At 64.5% G+C, this 26,053-nt stretch carries 18 protein-coding genes and 1 pseudogene; 9 read left to right on the forward strand and 10 right to left on the reverse strand.

Features of this window, described 5'->3' with window-relative positions:
- Positions 1-6: 6 nt before the first annotated feature.
- Entirely contained in the window at positions 7-456 is a 450-nt protein-coding gene (locus tag IM733_RS17530; RefSeq protein WP_248917795.1) for a response regulator, read from the reverse strand.
- A gap of 220 nt (positions 457-676) precedes the next feature.
- On the opposite strand from IM733_RS17530, the gene IM733_RS17535 reads away from it, so the two are divergent.
- The 7 genes and pseudogenes from IM733_RS17535 to IM733_RS17565 all read left to right on the forward strand — a co-directional run bounded on the left by IM733_RS17535 (position 677) and on the right by IM733_RS17565 (position 9,108).
- A complete protein-coding gene (locus tag IM733_RS17535; RefSeq protein ID WP_248917796.1) occupies positions 677-2,614 on the forward strand; it encodes a putative nucleotidyltransferase substrate binding domain-containing protein in 1,938 nt (645 codons plus the stop codon).
- On the forward strand, positions 2,611-3,321 hold the full coding sequence (locus IM733_RS17540; protein ID WP_248917797.1) for a 3'-5' exonuclease: 711 nt from the start codon (positions 2,611-2,613) through the stop codon (positions 3,319-3,321). The genes IM733_RS17535 and IM733_RS17540 overlap by 4 nt, the downstream gene beginning before the upstream one ends.
- Positions 3,322-3,588: 267 nt before the next feature.
- Positions 3,589-4,107, forward strand: coding sequence for an RNA polymerase sigma factor (locus IM733_RS17545; protein WP_248917798.1), 519 nt, complete (start codon positions 3,589-3,591; stop codon positions 4,105-4,107).
- A complete protein-coding gene (locus IM733_RS17550) occupies positions 4,104-5,060 on the forward strand; it encodes a FecR domain-containing protein (protein WP_248917799.1) in 957 nt (318 codons plus the stop codon). The genes IM733_RS17545 and IM733_RS17550 overlap by 4 nt, the downstream gene beginning before the upstream one ends.
- Positions 5,061-5,253: 193 nt before the next feature.
- A pseudogene (locus tag IM733_RS17555) lies at positions 5,254-7,684 on the forward strand (TonB-dependent siderophore receptor).
- A gap of 129 nt (positions 7,685-7,813) precedes the next feature.
- Positions 7,814-8,926 (forward strand): PepSY-associated TM helix domain-containing protein, encoded by a 1,113-nt coding sequence (locus IM733_RS17560; RefSeq protein ID WP_248917800.1) that lies wholly within the window; start codon positions 7,814-7,816, stop codon positions 8,924-8,926.
- Positions 8,923-9,108, forward strand: coding sequence for a DUF4175 domain-containing protein (locus IM733_RS17565; RefSeq protein ID WP_248917801.1), 186 nt, complete (start codon positions 8,923-8,925; stop codon positions 9,106-9,108). The genes IM733_RS17560 and IM733_RS17565 overlap by 4 nt, the downstream gene beginning before the upstream one ends.
- 92 nt (positions 9,109-9,200) lie before the next feature.
- Here IM733_RS17565 and IM733_RS17570 read toward each other — a convergent pair whose 3' ends face one another.
- From IM733_RS17570 to glnE, 8 genes are all read right to left on the reverse strand, one after another.
- The gene (locus IM733_RS17570) at positions 9,201-10,643 is read right to left on the reverse strand and encodes a lipopolysaccharide kinase InaA family protein (RefSeq protein ID WP_248917802.1); all 1,443 of its coding nucleotides are present in this window, start codon (positions 10,641-10,643) and stop codon (positions 9,201-9,203) included.
- Complete coding sequence (locus tag IM733_RS17575; RefSeq protein ID WP_248917803.1) at positions 10,643-11,395, reverse strand: lipopolysaccharide kinase InaA family protein; 753 nt, start codon at positions 11,393-11,395, stop codon at positions 10,643-10,645. Before IM733_RS17575 ends, IM733_RS17570 begins: the two co-directional genes overlap by 1 nt.
- Positions 11,392-12,126: a lipopolysaccharide kinase InaA family protein gene (locus IM733_RS17580; protein ID WP_248917804.1), complete on the reverse strand. Its 735-nt coding sequence runs from the start codon at positions 12,124-12,126 to the stop codon at positions 11,392-11,394. The genes IM733_RS17575 and IM733_RS17580 overlap by 4 nt, the downstream gene beginning before the upstream one ends.
- The gene (gene rfaP / locus IM733_RS17585; RefSeq protein WP_248917805.1) at positions 12,126-12,932 is read right to left on the reverse strand and encodes a lipopolysaccharide core heptose(I) kinase RfaP; all 807 of its coding nucleotides are present in this window, start codon (positions 12,930-12,932) and stop codon (positions 12,126-12,128) included. Before rfaP ends, IM733_RS17580 begins: the two co-directional genes overlap by 1 nt.
- The gene (locus IM733_RS17590) at positions 12,929-14,050 is read right to left on the reverse strand and encodes a glycosyltransferase family 4 protein (RefSeq protein ID WP_248917806.1); all 1,122 of its coding nucleotides are present in this window, start codon (positions 14,048-14,050) and stop codon (positions 12,929-12,931) included. Before IM733_RS17590 ends, rfaP begins: the two co-directional genes overlap by 4 nt.
- The gene (gene waaC, locus IM733_RS17595; protein WP_248917807.1) at positions 14,050-15,108 is read right to left on the reverse strand and encodes a lipopolysaccharide heptosyltransferase I; all 1,059 of its coding nucleotides are present in this window, start codon (positions 15,106-15,108) and stop codon (positions 14,050-14,052) included. Before waaC ends, IM733_RS17590 begins: the two co-directional genes overlap by 1 nt.
- Positions 15,109-16,158, reverse strand: a complete 1,050-nt coding sequence (gene waaF / locus IM733_RS17600; protein WP_248917808.1) for a lipopolysaccharide heptosyltransferase II — start codon at positions 16,156-16,158, stop codon at positions 15,109-15,111.
- A 222-nt stretch (positions 16,159-16,380) separates the two neighbouring features.
- Entirely contained in the window at positions 16,381-19,314 is a 2,934-nt protein-coding gene (glnE, locus tag IM733_RS17605) for a bifunctional [glutamate--ammonia ligase]-adenylyl-L-tyrosine phosphorylase/[glutamate--ammonia-ligase] adenylyltransferase (RefSeq protein ID WP_248917809.1), read from the reverse strand.
- Positions 19,315-19,697: 383 nt separating this feature from the next.
- Between glnE and aceE the strand changes: the two genes are divergently transcribed.
- Both aceE and aceF read left to right on the forward strand, forming a co-directional pair.
- Entirely contained in the window at positions 19,698-22,343 is a 2,646-nt protein-coding gene (gene aceE, locus IM733_RS17610; RefSeq protein ID WP_198742808.1) for a pyruvate dehydrogenase (acetyl-transferring), homodimeric type, read from the forward strand.
- 13 nt (positions 22,344-22,356) lie between these two features.
- Positions 22,357-23,982, forward strand: a complete 1,626-nt coding sequence (aceF, locus tag IM733_RS17615) for a dihydrolipoyllysine-residue acetyltransferase (RefSeq protein ID WP_248917810.1) — start codon at positions 22,357-22,359, stop codon at positions 23,980-23,982.
- Between the two features lie 91 nt (positions 23,983-24,073).
- Here the strand turns inward: aceF and IM733_RS17620 are convergent, their stop codons facing one another.
- Positions 24,074-25,927, reverse strand: a complete 1,854-nt coding sequence (locus tag IM733_RS17620; protein ID WP_248917811.1) for an Ig-like domain-containing protein — start codon at positions 25,925-25,927, stop codon at positions 24,074-24,076.
- Positions 25,928-26,053 lie beyond the last annotated feature (126 nt).

Genomic DNA, 26,053 nt, shown 5'->3' on the forward strand with positions numbered 1-26,053 from the left:
ACGCTCCTAGTCGATCTTCAGCTCCTTTTTCACCAGCTCCATCAACCTGTCCAGGTCCACCGGCTTGAGCAGGAAATCCACCACCCCCAGGTGCATCACGTCCACCGCCTCCTTCACATCGGTGTCGCCGGACACCACGATGATCGACAGCGCCGCACGCTCGGATTCACGCACCTGTCGGATCAACTCCAGGCCATCCTTGGGTTTCATGCGCAGGTCAGTGATCATCAGCCCGATGCGCGAATCGTTCTTCAGAACATCCAAGGCCTCTTGTGCACCATCGGCAATCTCACAATCGATGCCCTTGGCCATCAGATAATCCCTAAGCGCCTGGCGGTTCTCTGGCTCGTCATCCACCACCAGTACCAAAGACGTCTTTGCAGGTGGGGCAGTAACCATGGCCAACGCCTCACGCTCGGCGTCACTCAGGATATCGTCATGCTCAGCCATGGCCATCTCGTCAAAAAAACCCCGTTATTCAAGTTCAGACTGCAAAGGCCATGCATGCAAGCTGCCTTTCGTCGGCAATTTGACACTCGGCACAAGCAGCGAATCTGCCTCTACGCCTTATAGACTTACGTCCAATGGGCACCGCAGAGCCGTCGTCCGACCATGGAGGCCTAGAACAACACGGTCTGCGCCTCTCCATGCAGACACTTTTAACGCGGTTGGTTCCATGAGCAAAAAGGACGCCTACACCCAAGCAGGCAGGACAGCAGTGCTGCAGAACATCCAAGGCACCCTGCAGTTCCTGCAGCGCTTCCCGCCATTCAATCAGATGGAGCAGAGCCACCTGGCCTACCTGGTGGAACAATGCCAGCTGCGTTTCTACGCAAGCGGTGAAAGCATCATCAAGCCCGCCGATGGCCCCGTCGAGCATTTCTACATCGTCAAGCAAGGGCGCGTGATCGGTGAGCGCCAGCATGTCACCCGGCCAGGCACCGAAACCACCTTCGAGATCGCCAGCGGCGAATGTTTCCCGCTGGCCGCACTATTGGGCGAGCGGGCCACCCGCACCGAACACCTGGCCGGCGAGGACACGTTCTGCCTGCAATTGAACAAGGCCGCGTTCATCCGTGTGTTCTCCATGTCCGAGGCGTTTCGCGACTTCGCCCTGCGTGGGGTGAGCAGCCTGCTCGACCAGGTCAACCAGCAGGTGCGCCAGCGAGCAGTGGAAACCCTCGGCACCCAGTATTCGCTGAACACACCATTGGGCGAGCTGGCCCTGCGCCACCCCGTGGTCTGCTCGGCGGATACCCCACTGCGCGAAGCGGTGCGGCTGATGCACGAGCAACAGGTGGGCAGCATCGTCATCGTCGATGCGCAGCGCCATCCCACCGGCATCTTCACCCTGCGTGACCTGCGCCAGGTGGTGGCGGACGCCAGTGCCGAGCTGACCGCGCCGATCGAGCACTACATGACCGCCCGGCCGTTCTCCCTGAGCCCCCAGGCCAGCGCATTCGACGCCGCCATGGCCATGACCGAGCGGCACATCGCCCATGTCTGCCTGGTGGAGAACCAGCGCCTGTGCGGGGTGATTTCCGAGCGCGACCTGTTCTCGCTGCAACGTGTCGACCTGGTGCACCTGGCACGTACCATCCGCCATGCGCCGCGGCTGGACACCCTGGTATCGCTACGCGGGGAGATCGGCCAGCTGGTCGAGCGCATGCTCGCCCACGGCGCCTCCTCGCCCCAGATCACCCAGATCATCACCCTGCTCAACGACCATACCGTATGCAGGGTGATCGAGTTGGCCATCGCCGAGCGTGGCGACCCGGGCGTACCGTTCAGCTGGCTGTGCTTTGGCAGCGAAGGGCGCCGCGAACAGACCCTGCACACTGACCAGGACAACGGGATTCTCTTCGAGGCACGCGACGCCATCGAAGCCGAGGCGATTCGCGCGAAGCTGCTGCCGCTGGCCCAGCTCATCAACCACAACCTCGCCCAGTGCGGCTTCACCCTGTGCCAGGGCAATGTCATGGCCGGCAACCCCGAGCTGTGCCTGTCGCGTAGCGAATGGGCACGGCGCTTCGCCGGTTTCGTACGCGAGGCAAGCCCCGAAAACCTGCTGGGGTCGAGCATTTACTTCGACCTGCGAGTGGTCTGGGGCGACGAACTGGGCTGTGAACAACTGCGCCAGGGCCTGCTTGAGCAGGTGGCGGACAACCGTATCTTCCAGCGTATGCTGGCCGACAACGCCCTGCGCCAGCGCCCGCCGGTCGGGCGCCTGCGCGAGTTCGTGCTGACCCGCCAGGGCGACGACAAGGCCGCGACCCTCGACCTCAAGGTGCAAGGCCTGACACCGTTCGTCGATGGCGCGCGGCTGCTGGCCCTGGCCAATGGCATCGGCGCCTGCAACACCCTCGAACGCCTGCAAAAGCTGGTGGACAAGGGCGTCATCGCGCCGCTGGATGGCGCCGCCTATGAAGAGGCGTACCACTTCATCCAGCAGACCCGCATGCAGCAGCACCAGCGCCAGTCCCGCGACAACCAGCCTTACTCCAACCGCCTCGACCCGGACAGCCTCAACCACCTGGACCGGCGTATCCTGCGCGAGTCCCTGCGCCAGGCCCAGCGCCTGCAAAGCAGCCTGGCCTTGCGGTACCAGCTGTGAACCTGTTCGCCTGGTTGCGCCCGACGGCACCGGAACTCGACGACCGCCTGCGTCAGCGCCTGGCGCTGTTGCCCAGGCCCGCGCCACCGGCGGTGTGCTCGCTGCGCGAACAGCGCTGGGTGGTGCTGGACCTGGAGACCAGCGGCCTGAACCTCAACCGTGACCAGGTGCTGTCGATCGGCGCGGTGGCCATCGAGGATGGCGCCATCGATCTAGGCCGCCCATTCGAACGCACTCTGTATCGCCCCACCCAGAAGACCAACGCCAGCGTATTGATCCACCGCCTCGGCCCCAGCGCCCTGGCGGCGGGATGCGACCCGGCCGAGGCGTTGCTCGACCTGCTGGCGTTCATCGGCGACAGCCCGGTACTGGCGTTCCACGCCCCGTTCGACCAGCGCATGCTGGCCCGGGCCCTGAAGGACAGCCTGGGCCTGCGCCTGCAGCATGTGTTCCTCGACGTCGCGGAACTGGCGCCGATGCTCAACCCCGACACGGTGCTGCGCGAAGCCGGGCTGGATGACTGGGTCGCCCACTTCGGCCTGGAGGTGCAGGCTCGCCACCATGCCAGTGCCGATGCCCAAGTCACGGCGGAACTGGCCTTGATCCTGTTCAGCCAAGCCCGCCGCCAGCAGTTGGACAGCCCGTTGCAGTTGGAGCAGCGGCTCAAGCAGTGGCGCCGGCGCAAGGTACATAACCACGGTTTCTGATGGGAACCTCGCGGCCACGTGTTCGGTAGGAGCGGCTTCAGCCGCGATGCAGGCAACGCGGTGCCTGACACCCGCTTCGCGGGTGATCGCGGCTGAAGCCGCGCCTACAGAGATCGCCTCGGATCAATGGGTTGCGGCGAGCAGCCAGTGGCAATGGCCCCAATGTGATGGCAATCCGATAAGCGTCAATTGCGCCCCGCCCCCCGCCTCTGCCACAATCGCGAATAATTATCGTTAGTTAACGCATTCTTTCCCGGGGGACGCTCCTTGACGTCTGCGCAGAGTCCACATGCCGATCTGGTCCGGGCGCTGTACCGCGACCATCGCGGCTGGCTGCTGGCCTGGCTCCACCGCAGCACGGCCTGCCGCCAGCGCGCCGAGGACCTGAGCCAGGACACCTTCGTGCGCTTGCTCGGCCGTGAGCGCCTGGACAGCCCGCGCGAACCCCGGGCGTTCCTGGTTGCCGTCGCCAAAGGGCTGCTGTTCGATCATTTCCGCCGCGCGGCCCTGGAGCAGGCCTACCTTGCGGAGCTTGCCCTGCTGCCGGAGACCGAGCACCCCTCCCCGGAACTGCAACACTTGATCCTCGAAGACCTCAAGGCCATCGACCATCTGCTCGGCAAGCTGTCGAGCAAGGCCCGCATCGCCTTCCTGTACAACCGCCTGGACGGCCTGGGTCATGCTGAGATCGCCGAACGCCTGGGTGTTTCGGTGTCGCGTGTGCGCCAGTACATCGCCCAGGGCCTGCGCCAGTGCTATGTCGCCCTGTACGGGGAGCCGACATGAACGCTACCCCGGTATCCGGCAAGGTGCTGGAAGCGGCCATTGCCTGGAAGCTGTGCCTGGACGAAGACAGCGGTACCCCGGACGAACGCAGCGAATTCATGCGCTGGCATGCCGCCCATGAAGAGCATGCCCGCGCCTGGCAACAACTGGGCGCCCTCGACCAACGCGTCAGCGCCGCCGCCGGCCCGGTACGCCACACCTTGCTGCAATCGCGTGCGAGCCTGCGCCAGCGGCTCGGCGGGCTGAGCGCAGGCCTGGCCGGGATGCTGGTGCTTGGCGGGTTGCTGGCCTGGGCCGGGGTACCCACCCTCGCCCCAGGCTACTGGCTGGCCGACCAACGCACCGCCACCGGCGAAATGCGCACCTTGCGCCTTGAAGACGGCACCTTGCTCAGCCTGAACACCCACACCGCGGTGGATATCGACTTCCACGGCGAGCAGCGGCTGATCGTGCTGCACCAGGGGGAAATCTCCGTGGAAACCGGCCACGCCGACAGCCGCCCGCTGCTGGTGCGCACCGAGGACGGGCGCCTGCGCCCGCTGGGCACGCGCTTCCTGGTCAAGCGCGAAAGGGGTGGCACGCGCCTGGAGGTACTGCAAGCTTCGGTGGCGGCCAAACCGCAGAACAGTGGTGATGAACAGGTCCTGCGCGAAGGCCAGCAGGTGTTGATGAGTGCCGATGGGCTTGGGCGCATCGACCCCGTGACCGCCGGCAGCGACGCCTGGACCCGCGGCATGCTGGTGGTCGACAACGTGCGCCTGGCCGACCTGGTAGCCACCCTCGGGCAGTACCGCAGCGGCCACCTGGGCGTGGCTGACGAGGTCGCCGACCTGCGCGTGAGCGGCAGCTTCCCGCTGACCGACACCGACCTGGCCCTGGCGTCGCTGCAGCCGCCGTTGCCGGTGAAGATCGAACGGCACACGCCGTGGTGGGTGACCGTCACCGCCAAGTAAAGGCCGGCGCCAAACTTGTAGGAGCCAGCCTTGCTGGCGAACGGGGCCTCCTCGGTCCCGCATCGTCCCATTCGCCGGCAAGGCCGGCTCCTACAGAGGCCGGCGCCGGAAAAAATTTCGAAAGCCCCCTGTCACTTTCCCACTCTCGCTCGGCAAGGAAGCAGTCAGCACTATTTCGTCGAGGAGCCGCTGCATGTCCCGTGCCGTTGAAGCTTTGCTTCGCCCCAGCCTGATGGCCCTGGCCATCGGCCTGGCCGCCCCGTTGGCCAGCCCCGCCCTGTTCGCCACCGAGCAGTCCGCCCCGCGCACTTACAACCTGCCCAGCGCGCCCCTGGCCAACACCCTGAACCAGATCGCCAGCCAGGCCGGCATCGCCCTGGCCCTGGACCCGGCATTGGTCAGTGGCCGCGCTTCGGCACCGGTCAACGGCCAGTACAACGGTGTCGGCGCCCTGCAGGCGGCCCTGCGTGGCACTGGCCTGCAACTGCTGCAGAGCGGCGCCGGGACCTACAGCCTGGTCGCAGCGCCCGATGACAGCCTGGTGCTGCCGGAAACCAGCGTGAACGCCGCCAGCGACAGCGAAAGCGCCTGGGGCCCAGTGGAAGGTTATGTCGCCAAGCGCACCGCCGCTGGCACCAAGACCAACACCGCGCTGGTCGAAGTGCCCCGCTCCATCTCCGTCGCCACCCGCCAACAGATGAGCGATCGCGGCGTGCACAGCCTCGACGATGCCGTGCGCTACATGCCGGGGATCGTCTCCGCCAGCTATGGCAGCGACACCCGCTACGACTGGATGCGCGTGCGCGGCTTCGAGCCCACCCAGTCTCGATGGCCTGCCACTGCCGCGCGGCATCTACGCCAACCCGAAGGCCGAGACCTGGAACCTGGACCGCCTTGCACTGCTGCGTGGCCCGGCCTCCTCGATCTATGGCCAGACCCCGCCCGGCGGCCTGCTGGACATGGTCAGCCGTCGCCCACAGGCCGAAAGCGCCCATGAGATCGAGCTGCAGTACGGCAGCGACAACCATCGGCAGATCAACTTCGCCAGCACCGGCAAGATCGACGACCAGGGGCAGTTCCTCTACAGCGTCAGCGGCGTGGTACGCGATGGCGGCACCCAGATCGACCATATCGACGACAAGCGCTACAACATCGCCCCCAGCCTGACCTGGAACATCGACGAAGATACCTCGCTGACCGTCCTCACCCAGTTCACCCGCGACGATACCGGGGCCACCAGCCAGTTCCGGCCGATCCAGGGCACCAAGATCGACATGCCGTTCGGCAAGATCTCCCACCACAAGAACCTCGGCGACCCGAACTACGAGTTCTACGACCGCACCTACTACGCCCTGGGCTATGCGTTCGAGCATCGTTTCAACGATGTCTGGCAGTTCCGTCAGAACCTGCGCTATACCAAATCGGACCTGTCGTTCCAGACCATTACCCCCGGTGCCTACTATTCACCCGGTGGCCCGGTGGCAGATGATGGCACCGTCAATCGCATGTCCACCAACGTCGATGAAGACATCGGCCAGTTGGCGGTGGACAACAATTTCCAGGCCGACTTCGCCACGGGCGCAGTCACCCATACCGTGCTGATCGGCCTGGACCACCAGCGCACCGACCACAACTACCTGGCGATCTACGGTTTCGACGTACCGCCCACCAATGCCGTCAACCCGGTGTATGGCGTGCCGATCATCCGCCCGGACCGCTCATCGGCGTTCTATGACTACAACCAAAAGACCGTCCAGACCGGCCTCTACGTTCAGGACCAGATGGCCCTCGACAAGTGGCGCCTGACCGTAGGTGGTCGTGAAGACTGGGTACATACCGGCACCAAGTTCTACAACAAGAACGATGCCACCAACACCCAGCGTGACAAGAAGTTCAGCGGCAACGCGGCGATCAGCTACGTCTTCGATTCCGGGTTCGTGCCCTACCTCTCGTATGCCGAGTCGTTCCAGCCCGCCAGCAGTGCGGACGCAGACCCGCTGAAGACATTCAAGCCAACCGAAGGTAAGCAATGGGAGCTGGGTATCAAGTACCAGCCACCGGGCTCCAATACCCTGCTTTCCGCCGCCGTGTATGACCTGACCCAAAAGAACATACAGGTCACCAACAATGAGGGCGGCGTGAGCGTCACCAGTCAGACCGGTGAAGTGAAGGTTCGTGGCCTGGAACTGGAAGCCGTTTCCGACGTGACCGAAAACCTGAAGGTGGTAGCCGCCTACACCCTGGCCAAGTCCGAAGTACAGGACGGCCAGTACAAGGGCAACCGTCTGCAACTGATGCCGAACCAGCAAGCCTCGCTGTGGGCCGACTACACCTGGCACAACGGCGTGCTCGACGGTTTCGGGATCGGCCTGGGCGCGCGCTACACCGGTAATACCTATGGCAACCAGGAGAACACCTGGCTGGGCAAGGCCAACGCCTACACCGTATTCGACGCAGCCGTGCACTACGACCTGGGCCGCCTGGACAACAGCCTCAAGGGCGCCTCGGTGGCGATCAACGCCACCAACCTGCTGAACAAGGACTACCTCTCCACCTGCGACGGGTACTACTGCTACTACGGCGACCAGCGCAGCGTCGTCGCCAGCGCCACCTACAAGTTCTGAGTGACCGAGGCTGCTACGCGGCCCGTTCGCCGGCAAGCCGGCTCCTACACGGCAATCCCTGCAGGAGCCGGCTGCAGGCGAACGGCTGCGCAGCAGCCCCAGCCATAATCAGACGTAAATGGAACCGTGATGAAAAGCCAAACCATCCGCCGCTGGTCAGCGATCCACACCTGGAGCAGCCTGGTGTGCACGCTGTTCCTGCTGCTGCTGGCCGTCACCGGCCTGCCACTGATCTTCCACCACGAACTGGAGCACCTGCTCGGCGAAGCCCCCGAGCTGCGTGAGATGCCCGTCGACACCCCGCACCTGGACCTGCAGCAGCTGGTACTCAAGGCCGAGCAGCACCGCCCGGGCGAGGCGCTGCAGTATTTCGGCTACGAGGACGACGAGCGTAACGGCGTGGTGGCGATCATGGCCGCCACCGCCGGTACCGAACCCGACTTGTCGCACACCTTCATGCTCGATGCGCGCACCGGCGAGGCCGTGGCCATGCCAGCCGCCAACGGTGGCTTCATGATGCTCATGCTGCGCTTGCACGTGGACATGTTCGCCGGGCTGCCCGGCAAGCTGCTGCTGGCCTTCATGGGGGTATTGTTCATCGTCGCCATCGTGTCCGGCACGGTGCTCTACGCGCCCTTCATGCGCCGCCTGGACTTCGCCACGGTGCGCCACGACAAGTCCCGGCGCCTACGCTGGCTCGACCTGCACAACCTGATCGGCGTGGTCACCCTGACCTGGGCCCTGGTGGTCGGCGTCACCGGTGTGATCAGCGCACTGTCCGACCTGGTCATCGCCGCCTGGCGCAACGACAGCCTGGCCGCCATGGTCGCACCCTACCGCGACGCACCGGCGCTCACCGAACGCGCCCCAGCCAGCCGCCTGCTGGACATTGCCGCAGAGGCCGCACCGGGCATGCGCCCGAACTTCATCGCCTTCCCCGGCACACGCTTTTCCAGCGAGCACCACTATGCCGTGTTCATGAAAGGCGACACCCACTTGACCTCGCACCTGCTCACGCCCGTGCTGATCGACGCCAGTACCCTCGAGGTCACCGCTGTCGGTGAACGCCCGTGGTACATGGACGCCATGAGCCTGTCGTCGCCCTTGCACTTCGGCGACTACGGCGGGCGCCCCATGCAGATCCTCTGGGCGGTGCTGGATGTGCTGACCATCATCGTGCTGGGCAGCGGGCTGTACCTGTGGTGGGGCAAGCAGCGCAAACCACGGGAGGCCCGTCCATGAGTCATCGTTCGCAATCGACCCGACGCATCTTCGCCTGGCCGGCGTTGATCGCCCTGCTCAGTGGCGCCGGGTTGTTCGCCGCGTTGCTGGGCGATGGCGTATGGGACAGCCTGGCCTGGCTGGGCCTCGGCCTTTCGGCCGGCCTGGGGCTGAGCGGGTTCTGGCCTCGGCGATCAACGTAATACCTGTAGGAGCCAGCCTTGCTGGCGATGCAAGGCGCAGCCTTGCCTGGGCGCCCGTTCGCCAGCAAGGCTGGCGCCTACAGGGGGCAGCGTCAGTCGGCCAGGCGCGGTAGCACTTGGTCTAGCCGCTGATGCAGCGCGCTGCCCTTCGGCCAATTGCGCAGCAGCCGCGCCCGGTCGCGGGCGTAGGCAGGGGCGAAACTGAGCTGGGTGGCGTGCTGGCACATGGCGTCAAGATCGATCAGCGACCACTGGCCGTCCTGCCAGAACAGGTTGTGGCCCTTGAAGTCGCCGTGGCTGATGCGCTCGCGGATCAGTTGCTGCATCAACCGCACCAACGCGTCGACCTGCTCGTCCGGCGCCTCGCCGCTTTCGACGAAGGGTGCGAAACAGGCAGTCAGGTCCGGGCCATCGGCGTATTCAGTCACCAGGTACGCACGGCTGCGCAGCCCCATTACCCGCTGCTCCAGCACCGCCAACGGGCGTGGGGTGGCGATGTCGAGGAACGCCAGGCGATGCCCTTCAATCCACGAATGCCAGGCCCGGCTCGGGCGCCAGAAGCGCTTGATCCAGTGGGCGGTATTCTTGATGTTGTAGCGCTTGAGCACCAGTTGGCGCCCGGCCACTTCGATACGCGCCACGCTGGCCGCACCACCGGTCTTGTACAGGTGACCCTGGTCGATCAACGCGTCGGCCTGCTCCAGCACCGGCAGCATCGCCGCCACTTCGCCACGGCGGATCGCCCGCAAGCCCGACAGCGTGCGCTGGACACTGAACAGCGTGCATTCGCGCCCGGCCTTGTCCAGGTAATCCTTGAGCCGCCAGGTGCGCACCTTGTCCACCTGCTTGAGCAGGGCTTCCAGCGGCAACGCATGCTCGGCGTTGGCCAACAGGTAATGCACCAGCGCCTCTTCCATGAACGGCTCGAGGCGTTTTGGCAGTTGGGCGAACAAAACCCCGAGGTTCTCCAGCACGCGCTGGCGTGACAACTGCTGGCCAGGCGTCTCGGCCTTGATGCCGGCACCATCGATCAAGTAGAGCTGGCCCCCATGGCGTAGCAGGTTGTCCAGGTGCAGGTCTTCCTGCCACAGGCCCTTGGCGTGCATGTGCGCCACAGCCGTCAACGCTTCACCGAGCACCAGGTGTTGCTCGTCGGCGAGCATCGGCAAGTGCTCCACCTTGTTCCAGGCGTCGCCCAGGCTCTCGGCGTTTTCCAGGAACTCGAACAGCAACCAGCCGCCCTCGCCCTCTTTCAGGCCATCGGCCAGCAGGCGTGGCGTGGTCAGGCCCTGGTCGGCCAGCAAGCGGGCGCCATCGAGCTCGCGCTGGAAATGGCGGGCGGCATTGCCGCCGACCAGCAGCTTGGCCAGCACCTTGGTGCCACGCCAGATCCCGGCACCGACATAACGCTGGCCCGGCAGCACGCGCAACAGGCTGAGCAGTTGCAGGTCGGCCACGCCCGCGGCGTCGGCCAGGGTGACGGTCAGGGGCAACGTCGGGCTGCGCCCGGCGTCCTTGAGTTCGGACAATCGCATCAGCGGGCCTCTTTGTGGCGACGGCGTTGCGTTAGGCGTTGCAGCCAGGTGTCGACCTGCGCGCTGTCCGCCGGCAGGGCCAGGTAGGCGCCGAGCAGCGTGCGCACGTCCGCTTCGCTCCAGGCACCCGCGCGGCGCAGCAGCGGCTCAAGATCCTTGAGCCGGTCACGCATGCCGAGCAGCAGCGGGCGGGTCTTCTCCAGGTCGATCAGCTGCGCCTGCCAGCCTTCACGGCGCTCGCGCAGGAAAATGTGCTTGGGGTAGAAGCAGCCATGCACCTGCCCCGCCGCGTGTAGTGTGCGCGCCAGCTCACCGCAGGCCTGGAGGACCTGCTGGCGCTGGCTGCTTTCCAGTTGCGGCCATTCGGCCAGCAGGCTGTCCAGGTCGCGCCATTCGTCCAGGGCACGGGTCATGAGGATGGCGCGGTGCTGCCCATCCTGCTTGCGCTCGCCGTAGAACACCGCCTGCAGCGCCGGGATACCCAGCTTCTGGTAGCGGCTGATGTTACGGAACTCGCGGGCGAAGGTCGGTTCACCGAAAGGGCGGTGCAGGGTGCGAGTGAGGTAGTCGCTCTGGCGCTTGAGGTAGTAGCCCTTGCCCTCCAGCTCCAGGCGGAACACGCTGCTCCAACCGCCCCGGCCGGTGTTGGGTTCGTCCACGGCTTCGAGCTGCAGTGCCCATAGCGCGTCGAAATCGCCCAGGCCATGGCGCTTGAGCAGTGCCTGGTCGGCACTGGCCAGGTAATCGGTCATTCCCTTCCCTCGAAAAAGCCCACCACCTGGCGAATACGCCGCTTGTCACGGGCGTTCAGGCGATCATGCCTGCGGTACTGCAGGTAGAAGCGCAGGCGCTGGGTCGCCGACAGGTGGTATTTGGCGACCTTGTCCAGGCACGCCAGGTCCTTGATCAACCGGTGGCGCAGCATGAAGCCGCGCCAGAAATCGCCAGTGGGGCAGTCGATGAAGAACAGCGTGCCCTCGTCGTCCACCAGCAGGTTGCGCCACTTCAGGTCGTTGTGGGCGAAATGGTGATCATGCATCACCCGGGTATGCCGTGCCAGCTGGCGACTGATGTGGTCGACCCAGGCGCGGTCATGCAGGCGCGGGTCATTGCGCTCGGCCAGGGCCGAAAGGTCTTCGGTACGCGGCAGCTCACGGGTGATCATCGCCCCGCGGCCAAAGGCCAGGCCATTGCGCTCCAGGCCCCAGGCGACCACATCGGCGGTGGGGATGCCCCACTTCTTGAACTGCTTGAGGTTCTGCCATTCGGCCTTGATCCGTGGCCGGCCCAGGTAGCGGCGCATGTGCTTGCCTGCTCCGGTATAACGTTTGACGTAGTAGTTGACCCCATCACGCTCGATGCGGACGACCTCGCTGAGCGGGTCGCGGGTCAGGCGCTCGCCCTGCAGGGCGAACACCGCGTCGAGACTGCCGAAGTCCGCCGCCAGATGCTTGTAGCCCGGCGCCAGTGTCCAACCCGCCATCAGAGTGCGTCCCCATAGCGTTGCTTGCGATCGTAGAGTTTCTGCGCCTTGCGTTCGAGCCAGGCGAGCAGCGTGGCCTCCTCCTTGAGCACCTGGCGCAGCGGACGCTGGAAGTAACCACGCAGGAAGCGCAGCTTGTCACGGCGGGTGAGGCCGATGTCCAGTGCCGAGAAATACAGCGCGGCCAGGTCCTTGTCGCGCCAGCGACGGGTAATTTTCGCCCGGGTCTGGGCACGGTGCAGGTCGATCACCGACAGTTTGAAATCTTCCGGCGTCACCGGGCGGGCGGTGTGCAGCAGGAAGTGGCAGATGTAGCAATCGCGGTGGTTGACCCCGGCGCGGTGCATGCCACCGGTCATCTTCGCCACTTCGGCGATCAGCGCGTGCTTCAGGCGTGGCGCTGGCGGCTGCCTGACCCAGTCGATGCTGAAGTCTTCCAGGCTGACGGTCGGCGCCAGCTCTTCAGTGACGATGAACGAGTGCTGGGTGGCTGGGTTGCTGCCACGCTCGCCGTAGGCCACCGCGGTCATGGTCGGCACGCCAACCTCATGCAGGCGCTGGATCGCCCGCCATTCCTGGCCGGCGCCCAAAACCGGCAGCTTGGCGCTGAACAGGTTCTTGAAGATCTCGCCCCAACCGATGCCACGGTGGATCTTGACGAAGAAGCCCGCGCCATCGACTTCGGTGCGCAGGGTGCGACGGCCTTCGAGTTCGCGATACACCTCGCCCTGCAACTGCTCGACGGCCTCGAACGCATCACGGCCGGCCCACAGGCGCTTGAATGGCTCTGCCAGTATCAGCTTCATGCAGGCTCCTGGAGAATCACGTCGGCGGCGTGCTGCGGCATGCTGTACAGGTCGGCGCTGTCGGCGAAGGCCACACCATTGCGCGACCAGGCGGCGCGCTGCGGGCCATCTTCGAGCATGCGTTGCAGGTAACGGTTGAGCTGCTCCTGCTCGAACGGCTCGTCGAGCACCAGGCCACTGTCGGCCTCGGCGATGTAGTGGGCGTAGCCGCACACCTTCGACACCAGCACCGGCAGGCCGGCGACCAGCGCCTCCAGCAGCACGGTGCCGGTGTTCTCGTTGTACGCCGGGTGGATCAGCAGGTCAGCGCCCAGCAGGAAACGCGGGATGTCGCTGCGCCCCTTGAGGAACTGCACCTGATCACCCAGGCCGAGCGCGGTGCTCTGCACCTGGAACAGCTTGGGGTCGTCCTGGCCGATGACCATCAGCCGGGTGCGCTTGCGCAAGTTCGATGGCAGCGCCGCCAGGGCCTTGAGGCTGCGGTCGACGCCCTTGGTCTTGAAGCCCGAACCGATCTGCACCAGCAGCAGCTCGTCGTCGGCCAGGCCGAATACCTTGCGGAACTCGGCGCGGATGGCGTCGGCGTCGGCCGGGCGGCGGCGGTCGTGGGAGATGCCCGGTGGCAGCAGGTGGAAACGCGCCTCGGGCGTGCCGTAGTGCTTGATGAACAGCGGCTGCTGCACCTCGGAGATCATCAGGATCTCGGTACGGCCGTCCGCCTTGAACACCGCCCGCTCGTACTCGGCGAAATGGCGGTAGCGGCCCCAACGCCGGTACAGCCCACCGCGCAGGGTCTGGGCCTTGTCCTCGAAACAGCCGTCGGCGGCGTAATACACATCCAGCCCGGGCATCTTGTTGAAACCGACCAGGCGATCGACCGGGCGCTTTGCCAGGTCCGCTTCCATCCAGGCACTGAGCTTCTCGTTGCGGCGATGGTTGAACAGCGCCTTCACCGGCGCCACCAACACTTCGAAGCCCGGAGGAATATCACCTTCCCAGATCAGCGTGTACACGCGGATCTGGTGGCCGCGTTTCTGGCACTCGAGGGCGATGCGCATGAAGTCGCGCTGCAGCCCACCGAAGGGGAAATACTTGTAGAGCACAAAAGCCAGTTGCATCAACGAACATCCTCAGCCAGCAGCAGCGCGCTCAAGCGGCCCGCCACATGCTCGGGATTCAGGCGAGTGAAGCACAATGGCCACTCGCGTTTGAGATCGAACCGGCGCAGGTCCTCTGTGCTCGGTTTGTAGGTGCACTTCTTCTGCAGGCACGGCGCGCAGGGGAAGTTGCTCGCCTGGTGGATCTGGGCGCGTCCGTAGGCGCCCGTCAGGCCAGGGTTGGTGGGGCCGAACAGCGAAATGGTGGGTACATCGAGCGCCGCGGCCAGGTGACCGAGGCCGGTGTCCACCGCCACGCAGGCCTTGGCCGCTGCCAATACGCGGGCGACGCCGACCAGGTTCAACTTGGGGAGCACCTGGCAGTTGTTCAAGCCCTGGGCGATGCGCTCGGCACGGGCTTTCTCCGCCGGGTTGCCCCAGGGCAGCATCACTTGCAGCTTGCGCCGGCCCATGCGCTCGGCCAGCTCGCGCCAGTAGGTTTCCGGCCAGTGCTTGGTGGCCCAGGTGGTGCCATGCAGGAACACCACGTAGGGCGCGGCGGGCGGCAGTTGCAGGCGGTTGAGGTCAAGGCCGTAGTCACCCAGCCCTTCGGGCAGGTCATAGGCCAGGGCCAGGGCGAACAGCTGGCGCACACGCTCCACCGCGTGCTGGCCGACGGCGACCGACAAGCGCCGGTCGTAGAAGCGGCTGGCCCAGCCCTCGCGCGCCGAGTAGCGGTCCAGGCCGGCCACCGGCGCCTTGACGTAGCGGGTCAGCCAGGCCGACTTGACCAGGCCCTGGGCATCGATCACCAGGTCGTACTTGTGTTCGCGCAGGCGCTGCTTGAACGCCTTCCACTCGCCGCTCTTGAGCGTCTGCCAGAGGTTCTTGCGCCAACGGCGGATCGCCACCGGAATCACCCGGTCAACCGCCGGATGCCAGCTGGGGATCTCGGCGAAGCCTTCTTCCACCACCCAGTCGAAACGAACGCCGGGGATGGCGTGGGCCGCATCGGTCAACGCCGGTAGCGTGTGGATGACGTCGCCCAGCGACGACGTTTTGATGATCAGGACCCGCACTCAGTCGACCTCGGCCACGGTATCGATCAGGTGAGGCCCGCCCAAGCTGTGCAGGGCCGCGATGACCTTTTCAGGCTCCAGCAGGCGCAGGCAGTTGTAGTGGCCGAAACGGCAGGTACGGTCGAAGCAGGGGCTACATTCGATGCCGGTGCGCACGATCTCGACCTGGTCAGCCAACGGTGGGGTGAAGCCCGGCGAGGTGGAGCCGTACACCGCCACCAACGGGCGGTTCAGCGCGGCAGCCACGTGCATCAGGCCGGAGTCGTTGGAGACCACGGCGTTGGCGCAGGACATCAGGTCGATGGCTTCGGCCAGCGAGGTTTCACCGGCCAGGTTATAGGATTCTTCGCGCAAACCCGGGATCAGGCGGTCGCGAATCTGTTCGCCCACGGCGTGGTCGTTCTTCGAACCGAACAGCCACACCTGCCAGCCCTGGCGGATCATCGCGTCGGCCACTTGCGCGTAGTGCTCGGCCGGCCAGCGCTTGGCTTCGCCAAACTCGGCGCCGGGGCACAGGGCGAGCACCGGGCGGTCCAGCTCCAGCTTGAACTTGGCCAGGGCGGCGTCGCGGCTCTGGGCCTCGATTTGCAGGGACGGGCGCGGATACGGTTTGGGCAGTTCGACACCCGGCGCATAGGCCAGGGCCATGAAGCGCTCGATCATCAGCGGGTAGCGCGCCTTGTCCAGCTTGCGCACGTCGTTGAGCAGCAGGTAGCGCATCTCGCCACGCCAGCCAGTGCGCTTGGGGATGCCGGCGAAGTACGGCACCAGCGCCGACTTGAGCGAATTGGGCAGCAGAATCGCCTGGTCGTACTGGCCGGCCAGCGTCTTGCCGATGCGCCGGCGCGTGGCCAGTTCCAGCGCGCCATGGCCGAGCGGGAAGCTCAAGGCCTGGCGCACCTCGGGCATGCGCTCGAGGATCGGCCGGCTCCACTCGGGGGCCAACACGTCGATCACACAATCGGGGTGCTGCTGTTTGAGGCACTGGAACAGGGTCTGCGCCATCACCATGTCGCCGACCCAGCTGGGGCCAATGATCAGTATTCTCATGCGTTATCCAGAAACATTCGGGGAGGCTGCAGGCTGCGTTAAACCTGGCCTCCCCTCTTTATATTCAGGCTATGTGGCGGACAGTGTACCACCGAGGACGGATTGCGCCCTGTTCGCCGGCAAGCCGGCTCCTGCCAGGCGTGCGCGCCTCGTAGGCGCCGGCTTGCCGGCTCCTGCCAGGCGTGCGCGCCTCGTAGGCGCCGGCTTGCCGGCGAATGGCCCTCAAGTCAGCCCTAGCTGCCCCCAGATCCGCCGCACCTCGCGGCGTTCGTCGACGAACTGCGCCGCGTCGATCACCCCGGCCTGCTTCTGCAGGGCCTGGCGGTGCGAGGCCGAGCGGAACGCCTTGTACACCTCGCGCAGCAGCACGGCATCGCTGGCGGGCATCAACCCGGCCTGCTCGAGCTCTTCGAGGATGCGGATGTTGTCGGTCCAGCGCAGCAAGGCCGGGTGGTCGTGGGACCAGGCCAAAGCGGCGTATTGCACCATAAATTCGATATCGACGATACCGCCGGCATCCTGCTTGATATCGAACGCCACGCCTGCGTCGAAGGCATTGCCAGCGGTGCCGGCGGCGGTCGCCTTGGTGCCGAGGTTGTCGCGCATCTTGGCGCGCATGTCGCTGACTTCGCTGCGCAAGGTGCCCAGGTCGCGGGCCTGGCCCAGCACCTTGGCACGCACGCCCTCGAACGCCGTTGCTACCTGCTTGCAGCCCACCAGCACCCGTGCCCGCACCAGGGCCTGGTGCTCCCAGGTCCAGGCTTCGTTCTGCTGGTAGCGCTCGAACGCGCCCAGCGAGCTGACCAGCAGCCCCGAGGCGCCGGACGGGCGCAGGCGCATGTCTACGTCGTAGAGCTGGCCGGAGTTGGTCTGGGTGGTCAGCAGGTGGATGATGCGCTGGCCCAGGCGGGTGAAGAACTGCGCGCCATCGATGGGCTTGGCACCGTCGGTCTCGGCATTGGGGTCGCCATCGTGGATGAACACCAGGTCCAGGTCCGAGCCATGGCCCAGTTCGAGGCCACCGACCTTGCCATAACCCACGATGATGAAACCTGGGTCGCACAGGCTGCCATCACTGCGCCTGGGCTGGCCATGACGGGCTACCGTCTGGCGCCAGGCCAGGGCCAGCACCTGGTCGAGGATCGCCTCGGCGAGCCAGGTGAGGTAGTCACTCACCTTCATCAGCGGCAGGTTGCCGGTGATCTCCGAAGCAGCCACCCGCAGGCTATGGGCCAGCTTGAAGTGGCGCAGGGCCTCCATCTGCTGTTCCAGGTCGTCCTCGGGGATGCGCGTCAGGCGTTCACGCAACTCGGCGGCCAGCTCAGGCGCCAGCGGCGGGCTGAACAGCCGGCCTTCGTTGAGCAACTCGTCGAGCAGCAGCGGGTAGCGGGCGATCTGCTCGGCGATCCACGGGCTGGCCGCGCACAGGGTCAGCAAGCGGCGCAGCGCGCCCGGGTTTTCCGTCAGCAGCACAAGATAAGCAGAGCGTCGCGCCACGGCCTCGACCAGCGGCAGCACCCTCTCCAGCACCAGGTCAGGGTTGTCATGCTCCACCGTCTGGGCCAGCAAACGTGGAATAAAGGCATCCAGGCGTTCACGGCCGATGCGCTGCATCGAACGCAGCGACGGGCTGACACGCAACGCGGTCAGGCGCCGCAGCGCCTCGGCGGGCTGCTTGAAGCCTGCCTCTTCCAATTGACGGCAGGCGGCCTCTTCATCCTGGGCCTGCTCCCACAGGGGCGACCACTCGCCGCCCACCACCAGCTCGCCCTCGGCGTCGTCTTCGTCCGGGTCGGCGATCACCTGGCGGAAATGCCAGTCGACGCGGCCACGCCAGTGCATCAATTGCGCATGGAAGCTGGCCCAGTCGGTGTAGCCGAGCATATAGGCAATACGTTCGCGGTCGGTCTCATCGTCCGGCAGCATCTGCGTCTGGCGGTCGGCGATGGCCTGGATGGCGTGCTCGGTGTAACGCAGGAACTCATAGCCTTCGCGCAGTTCGGCGACCACCGCTGGCGGCAGGTAGCCCTGGCCCTCCAGCGTCGCCAGCACCTTGAGCAGCGGCCGCTGCTGCAGGCTCAGGTCGCGCCCGCCGTGGATCAGCTGGAAGGCCTGGGCGATGAACTCCACTTCACGAATGCCCCCGGCCCCCAGCTTGATGTTCTCGGCCATGCCCTTGCGCCGCACCTCCTGCTGGATCAGCTGCTTCATGGTGCGCAACGCCTCGATGGCGGAGAAGTCCAGGTAGCGGCGGTAGACGAACGGCCGCAGCATGTCCTGCAACTGGGAGCCGGCGGCCTGGTCGCCGGCTACCACGCGCGCCTTGATCATCGCGTAGCGTTCCCAGTCGCGGCCCTGGTCCTGGTAGTACTGCTCCAGGGCATTGAAGCTGAGCACCAGCGCCCCGGCCGAACCATAAGGGCGCAGGCGCATGTCGACACGGAACACGAAGCCATCGACGGTGACCGGGTCAAGCGCCTTGATCAGGCGCTGCCCCAGGCGAGTGAAGAACTCCTGGTTGTCCAGGGAGCGTTTTACGCCTTCGGTTTCGCCACCCTCGGGGAAGGCGAAGATCAGGTCGATATCGGACGACAGGTTGAGCTCCACCGCCCCCAGCTTGCCCATGCCCAGCACCACCATGTGCTGCGGCTCGCCGCTGCGGTTGCCAATCGGTGTGCCGAACTGCTGGCAGTGGCGTGGGTACAGCCATCGATAAGCTTCATCAATGGCGGCATCGGCCAGGTCGGACAGATCGCGGCAGGTTTCGCCCAACGCCGCCTGGCGGGTGATGTCGCGCCAGATGATGCGCAACTGCTGGCGGTTGCGTTCGCGGCGCAGGTTGCGCGCCAGCTCGTCCTCGGTCTGCGCGGCCTGGGCGGCGGTATTGACCTGCCCACGCAACTCGCCCGGTGCGAACGGGCGACTCATCAGGCCACTGCCCAGCAACTCGAACAGCATGGCCGGCTCGCGCTGGGCCTGGGTCAGGACGAAATCGCTGGCGGCGGCCACCTGGTCGAACTGCTGCCGATGCTCGGCGCTCCAGCTATCCAGGTGGAGGTCGGGATGGGCGGCCAGGGCATCGCGCAGGAACTGTTGGTTGCGGGCGACCAGCGGTTGGAGTGCGGCGGGCAGATCGAGCGGCAAAGGCAGGCGCATGGTCTATCCTTGATCGGCGTGAAAGTGAGGGGCGTGGGCGCTCAAAAGGAGGCCCGGCCACGGTTGGACTGTCATACAAAAGTTGTAAATAGCCGATAAAGCCGGAAAATTGGCAAAAAGCATCAAGAACCACCTGATCGCGACACACCACCAACCAACATGAACGTTTATCCTCACAACCCGAGATGCGACAAACCGTCGCATTTGTGTAGTTTTACTACTACCCCATAGGTGCAAAAGCATGAAATGCGAAAGCATTTGTAGTAAAACTACACCGCGCCGGATGACTGTCCGGTAATCCAAGAATTCACGACGTCTGCCCATAAGGCCAGTCGCAAACTCAGGCCATCGATTCTGGTGGCCTTTCCGCCCTGGAGCAAGCCATGCAAGACCTCGATCCAATCGAAACCCAGGAATGGCTGGATGCCCTGGAGTCGGTCCTCGACAAAGAAGGCGAAGACCGCGCTCATTACCTGATGACCCGTATGGGCGAGCTGGCCACCCGCAGTGGCTCCCAGCTGCCATATGCCATCACCACGCCGTACCGCAACACCATCCCTGTCACCCACGAAGCACGCATGCCTGGCGACCTGTTCATGGAACGCCGCATCCGCTCGATGGTGCGTTGGAACGCCCTGGCCATGGTCATGCGCACCAACCTGAAGGACTCGGACCTGGGTGGCCACATCTCGAGCTTCGCCTCCAGCGCCACGCTGTACGACATCGGCTTCAACTACTTCTTCCAGGCCCCGACCGACGAACACGGCGGCGACCTGATCTTCTTCCAGGGCCACGCTTCGCCAGGCGTCTACGCCCGCGCCTTCATGGAAGGCCGCATCAACGAAGAGCAGATGAACAACTTCCGCCAGGAAGTGGACGGCAACGGTTTGTCTTCGTACCCGCACCCGTGGCTGATGCCTGATTTCTGGCAGTTCCCGACCGTCTCGATGGGCCTGGGCCCGATCCAGGCGATCTACCAGGCGCGCTTCATGAAGTACCTGGAAGCCCGTGGCTTCATCCCGGCCGGCAAGCAGAAGGTCTGGTGCTTCATGGGCGACGGCGAGTGCGACGAGCCGGAATCCCTGGGTGCAATCGCCCTGGCCGGCCGCGAGAAGCTGGATAACCTGATCTTCGTCATCAACTGCAACCTGCAGCGCCTCGACGGCCCGGTTCGCGGCAACGGCAAGATCATCCAGGAACTCGAAGGCGTGTTCCGCGGCGGTGGCTGGAACGTCAACAAGGTCGTCTGGGGCCGCTTCTGGGACCCACTGCTGGCCAAGGATACCAACGGTGCCCTGCAGCGCCGCATGGACGAAGTCATCGACGGCGAGTACCAGAACTACAAGGCCAAGGACGGCGCGTACGTCCGCGAGAACTTCTTCAACACCCCAGAGCTCAAGGCCATGGTCGAAGACCTGTCCGACGACGAGATCTGGAAGCTCAACCGTGGCGGCCACGACCCGTACAAGGTCTACGCGGCCTACCACCAGGCGGTGAACCACAAAGAGCAGCCGACCGTCATCCTGGCCAAGACCATCAAGGGTTACGGTACCGGTGCCGGCGAAGCCAAGAACACCGCGCACAACACGAAAAAAGTCGACGTCGACAGCCTGCGTCACTTCCGTGACCGCTTCGACATCCCGGTCAAGGACGCGGACCTGGAGAACCTGCCGTTCTTCAAGCCGGAAGAAGGCTCCGCCGAAGCCAAGTACCTGGCCGAGCGCCGTGCTGCCCTGGGCGGCTTCGTGCCACAGCGCCGCGCCAAGAGCTTCAGCGTGCCGACCCCGCCACTGGAAACGCTCAAAGCGATCCTGGACGGCTCGGGCGACCGTGAAATCTCCACCACCATGGCCTTCGTGCGCATCCTGGCGCAGCTGGTCAAGGACAAGGACATCGGCCAGCGCATCGTCCCGATCATCCCGGACGAAGCCCGTACCTTCGGTATGGAAGGCATGTTCCGCCAGCTGGGCATCTACTCGTCGGTCGGCCAGCTCTACGAGCCTGTCGACAAAGACCAAGTGATGTTCTATCGCGAGGACAAGAAGGGCCAGATCCTCGAAGAGGGCATCAACGAAGCCGGCGCCATGTCGTCGTTCATCGCTGCCGGTACTTCGTACAGCTGCCACAACCAGCCGATGCTGCCGTTCTACATCTTCTACTCGATGTTCGGCTTCCAGCGCATTGGCGACCTGGCCTGGGCCGCTGGCGACAGCCGCACCCGTGGCTTCCTGATCGGCGGTACCGCCGGCCGTACCACGCTGAACGGCGAAGGCCTGCAGCACGAAGACGGTCACAGCCACATGATGGCGGGCACCATCCCGAACTGCCGCACCTACGATCCAACCTACGGCTACGAGCTGGCGGTGATCATCCAGGACGGCATGAAGAAGATGACCGAAGAGCAACAGGACATCTTCTACTACATCACCGTGATGAACGAGTCGTACCAGCAGCCTGCCATGCCGGCCGGTGTCGAGGACGGCATCATCAAGGGCATGTACCTGCTCGAGGAAGACACCCGCGAAGCCGCGCACCACGTACAGCTGATGGGCTCCGGCACCATCCTGCGCGAAGTTCGCGAGGCGGCGAAGATCCTGCGTGAAGAGTTCAACGTCGGTGCCGACGTGTGGAGCGTCACCAGCTTCAACGAACTGCGTCGCGACGGCCTGGCCGTGGAACGCGCCAACCGCCTCAAGCCTGGCCAGAAGCCTCAGAAGACCTACGTCGAAGAGTGCCTGGCCGGCCGCAAAGGCCCGGTCATTGCCTCCACCGACTACATGAAGCTGTTCGCCGAGCAGATTCGCCAGTGGGTCCCGAGCAAAGAGTTCAAGGTCCTGGGTACCGACGGTTACGGTCGCAGCGACAGCCGCAAGAAGCTGCGTCACTTCTTCGAAGTCGACCGCCACTTCGTGGTGCTGGCTGCCCTGGAAGCCCTGGCTGACCGTGGCGAGATCGAACCCAAGGTTGTGGCTGACGCCATCGTCAAGTTCGGCATCGACCCGGACAAGCGCAACCCACTGGACTGCTGAGGAGTATTTTTAAGTGAGCGAACTCATTCGCGTACCTGACATCGGCAGCGGTGAAGGTGAAATCATCGAGCTGTTCGTCAAGGTCGGTGACCGTATCGAAGCAGACCAGAGCCTGCTGACCCTGGAGTCCGACAAGGCCTCCATGGAAATCCCGGCCCCCAAGGCCGGCGTGGTCAAGGAACTGAAGGTCAAGCTGGGCGACCGCCTGAAAGAAGGCGACGAGCTGCTGGTCCTGGAAGTCGAGGGCGCCGCTGCGGCGCCCGAGGCTCCGGCCGCCCCCGCCCCGGCTGCTGCCGCTCCAGCGCCGGCCGCTGAAGCCGCCCCTGCTCCCGCAGCAGCCCCGGCTGCCGCCAGCGTGCAGGACATCCACGTGCCGGACATCGGCTCGTCGGGCAAGGCCAAGATCATCGAAGTCATGGTCAAGGTCGGCGACACCGTCGAAGCCGACCAGTCGCTGATCACCCTGGAATCTGACAAAGCTTCCATGGAGATCCCGTCGCCTAGCGCTGGCGTGATCGAAGCCGTGCTGTGCAAGCTGGAAGACGAAGTGGGCACCGGCGACCTGATCTTCAAGATCAAGGCCGCAGGCGCAGCCCCTGCTGCTGCGGCTCCGGCCGCTGCTGCCCCGGCTGCCGCTCCTGCCCAAGCCGCCGCACCGGCCGCGGCTCCTGCGCCTGCCGCCGCCCCTGCTCCGGTCGCCACCGCGCCGGCTGCCGGCAGCAACGCCAAGGTTCACGCCGGCCCTGCCGTGCGCCAGCTGGCCCGTGAATTCGGCGTCGACCTGGGTGCCGTCGCGGCCACTGGCCCGCACGGTCGCATCCTGAAAGAAGACGTGCAGGTCTACGTCAAGGCCATGATGCAGAAGGCCAAGGAAGCGCCGGCCGCCGGTGCTACCGGTGGTGCTGGCATCCCGCCGATCCCGGCCGTGGACTTCAGCAAGTTCGGTGAAGTGGAAGAAGTCGCCCTGACCCGCCTGATGCAGGTCGGCGCCGCCAACCTGCACCGCAGCTGGCTGAACGTGCCGCACGTCACCCAGTTCGACTCCGCCGACATCACCGAGCTGGAAGCCTTCCGCGTCGCGCAGAAAGCGGTCGCTGAAAAGGCCGGCGTCAAGCTGACCGTGCTGCCGCTGCTGCTCAAGGCCTGCGCCTTCCTGCTCAAGGAACTGCCGGACTTCAACAGCTCGCTGGCACCAAGCGGCAAGGCGATCATCCGCAAGAAGTACGTGCACATCGGCTTCGCCGTGGACACCCCGGATGGCCTGCTGGTCCCGGTGATCAAGAACGTCGACCAGAAGAGCCTGCTGCAACTGGCTGCCGAAGCCGCCGCGCTGGCCGAAAAGGCCCGCACCAAGAAGCTCTCGGCCGACGACATGCAGGGCGCCTGCTTCACCATCTCCAGCCTCGGCCACATTGGCGGCACCGGCTTCACGCCGATCGTCAATGCGCCTGAGGTGGCGATCCTCGGTGTGTCCAAGGCGACCATGCAGCCAGTCTGGGACGGCAAGGCCTTCCAGCCGAAGCTGATGCTGCCGCTGTCGCTGTCCTACGATCACCGCGTGATCAACGGCGCCGCCGCAGCGCGCTTCACCAAGCGCCTGGGCGACGTGTTGGCGGATATCCGCACGATGCTGCTGTAAACCGCTGTTTTCCTGCCCCTCTCTTGAGGGGCAGGTACCCTTTCGAGCTGCCACGCTCGTACCTCAACCCCGCCATCTGGCGGGGCTTTTTTTAATCCCAACCACCGACCTTGAACAGGGATGGAAGGCGCACATCTCCGCTACGAATCTCTTCGCTACGGAAATCCGGCTTGAGTTGCCTCAGGTTGACCACATAGGCGAACCCACCGCCATACCAATTGCTCCCTGTCCAGAAGTACGTGTCACTCCAGCCCAGTATTTCGGCCACACTCTTGGTGAGGTCATCACGCTGATACTGTTCCCAGAACGATTGCATCTGCAGTAACTGCAACGAGTGCCACTCAGGCCGGGATTTATCACCTGGAACACCGCTCCAGGACTGATTGGCCAGCCGCTCAACCAACCTCACACCCGTAAAGGTGATCTTGTAACTGGCCTTGGAACCTTTACTGTCTGTCACAGTAATCTCTGCGGTACCGTTGGCTGCGCCAACGACCAACCCGTCCTTATCGACTCTTGCCACTCCAGGCGACGTCGAGCTGTAAGTGTATGGAAGGTACCCTCCGCTGGCTTGGCGCTGATAGCTGCCACCGGAATCCGAAGTCGGGAACAGCGGTGGGCGGCCCTTGAGGATGATGTATCGGAGCCCTGCCCTTTGGGTATGAGCGTCCCCGAAGACCAGCGGTCGTTCGGTCAACGCACCCACAAGTTCAGCGGCAGCCAAGCTTGAGGTCCTCCCCGCCGCGATGTAGGACACCAGAAGTCGACCAGCCTGTAGCGTCACATTGAAATCACTGGGTAGGTCAAACAACAGGTCCTCACCTCCGGCCCCGACCGGTTGCTCCAACCAACCAGACGCGCTGCCACCTGCTGGCGTCGTAGTTCTCCAGTTGAGCCTGACAACCGTGCCAACGGCCAGTCCGTCGACCGGAACACTTACACGTGTATCTCGCCAACTGCGCCCATTCTCCCAAGGCAGATTGGCAAGATCGATCGTTGAGGCAATCGCATCTACCAAGGTTGGCCTGGGAAGTGGATTGGCGATATTGTCGACATCAAATTTCGTGGCTGGCGAACGCGCGCTCAGATTGCGTACATCGTCGAATACACGATACGCCACCTCGGCTTCCATCAGCCCGATAAAGCCAGTAAGAAATTCTGCACCAACGTGGAAACTCACCGGACTGCCCTCTACCGGGATAGAGTCCAGCAAATGATCAAACACTTTCTGGCCCGGCAACTCCAGACGAACTGTATCGAACTGGCGCCTGTTCAAATAAGGCTCGACCTCGAACGTAATGCCATTCTGAAGGTCCTCCCTACTGATAATGCCTGGGTTCGAAAGTTTGGCAGTGATCGGTTTCAGGCTCGCCCCATCTGGGGCCTGGAAATCGATCTTTACATTCAACCGCGGTGTTTGCTCACGATTTTGAGACACCGGGTTGATGACAACGGCGAAAAGCTCGAATGTCCCTTCGGAGATCATGGCTTTAGGTACATCGATCTGGAGATCTGCCTGATGTTCAGCAGGTATGAGTGCCGACCAGACAGGTGTGGGGCCAGGCGCCAAGCCGGTACCGGCCTGAATATGAATTTGAACGGTATAACCCCCCATATTCTCGAATGCTTGTACCCAGCAAGGCAGGGTGTTCCCAGCCAGTGATTGGATATTGATACCGACCAGCATCCCGTCTGGATTACTGGGGAGATCGAATTGAGGATTATTGGGTACGATCACCCTGAGATTGAGCGTATCCATGGTCCCTTTGGAGGGAATTTTTTTTTCGTCCAGCCGAGTCCGAGTCTCTTGATCAGGGATAGGCAGCACCTGGGCACTCGCAACAGATGAAGGTGCTGTGGAAGCTGCGGCGCCAGTAGTAGCTGAACTCGCTTGGGCATTTAACCTGTCCAGGGCTGACTGGCTGGGGAATGATGGCGTAGTCATGCGTAAAGTGCTCCAGGGAAGTGGGAAACGTTCCAACGCGACAACGCCACATTCAAGGGCCATTCCAAACCACTCCACAACTGACAAAAATGCCAGGTCTTGGCATCCCCCCCACATTTGCCTGAC

Source organism: Pseudomonas entomophila, assembly GCF_023277925.1.
GTDB classification, from domain to species: domain Bacteria; phylum Pseudomonadota; class Gammaproteobacteria; order Pseudomonadales; family Pseudomonadaceae; genus Aquipseudomonas; species Aquipseudomonas entomophila_D.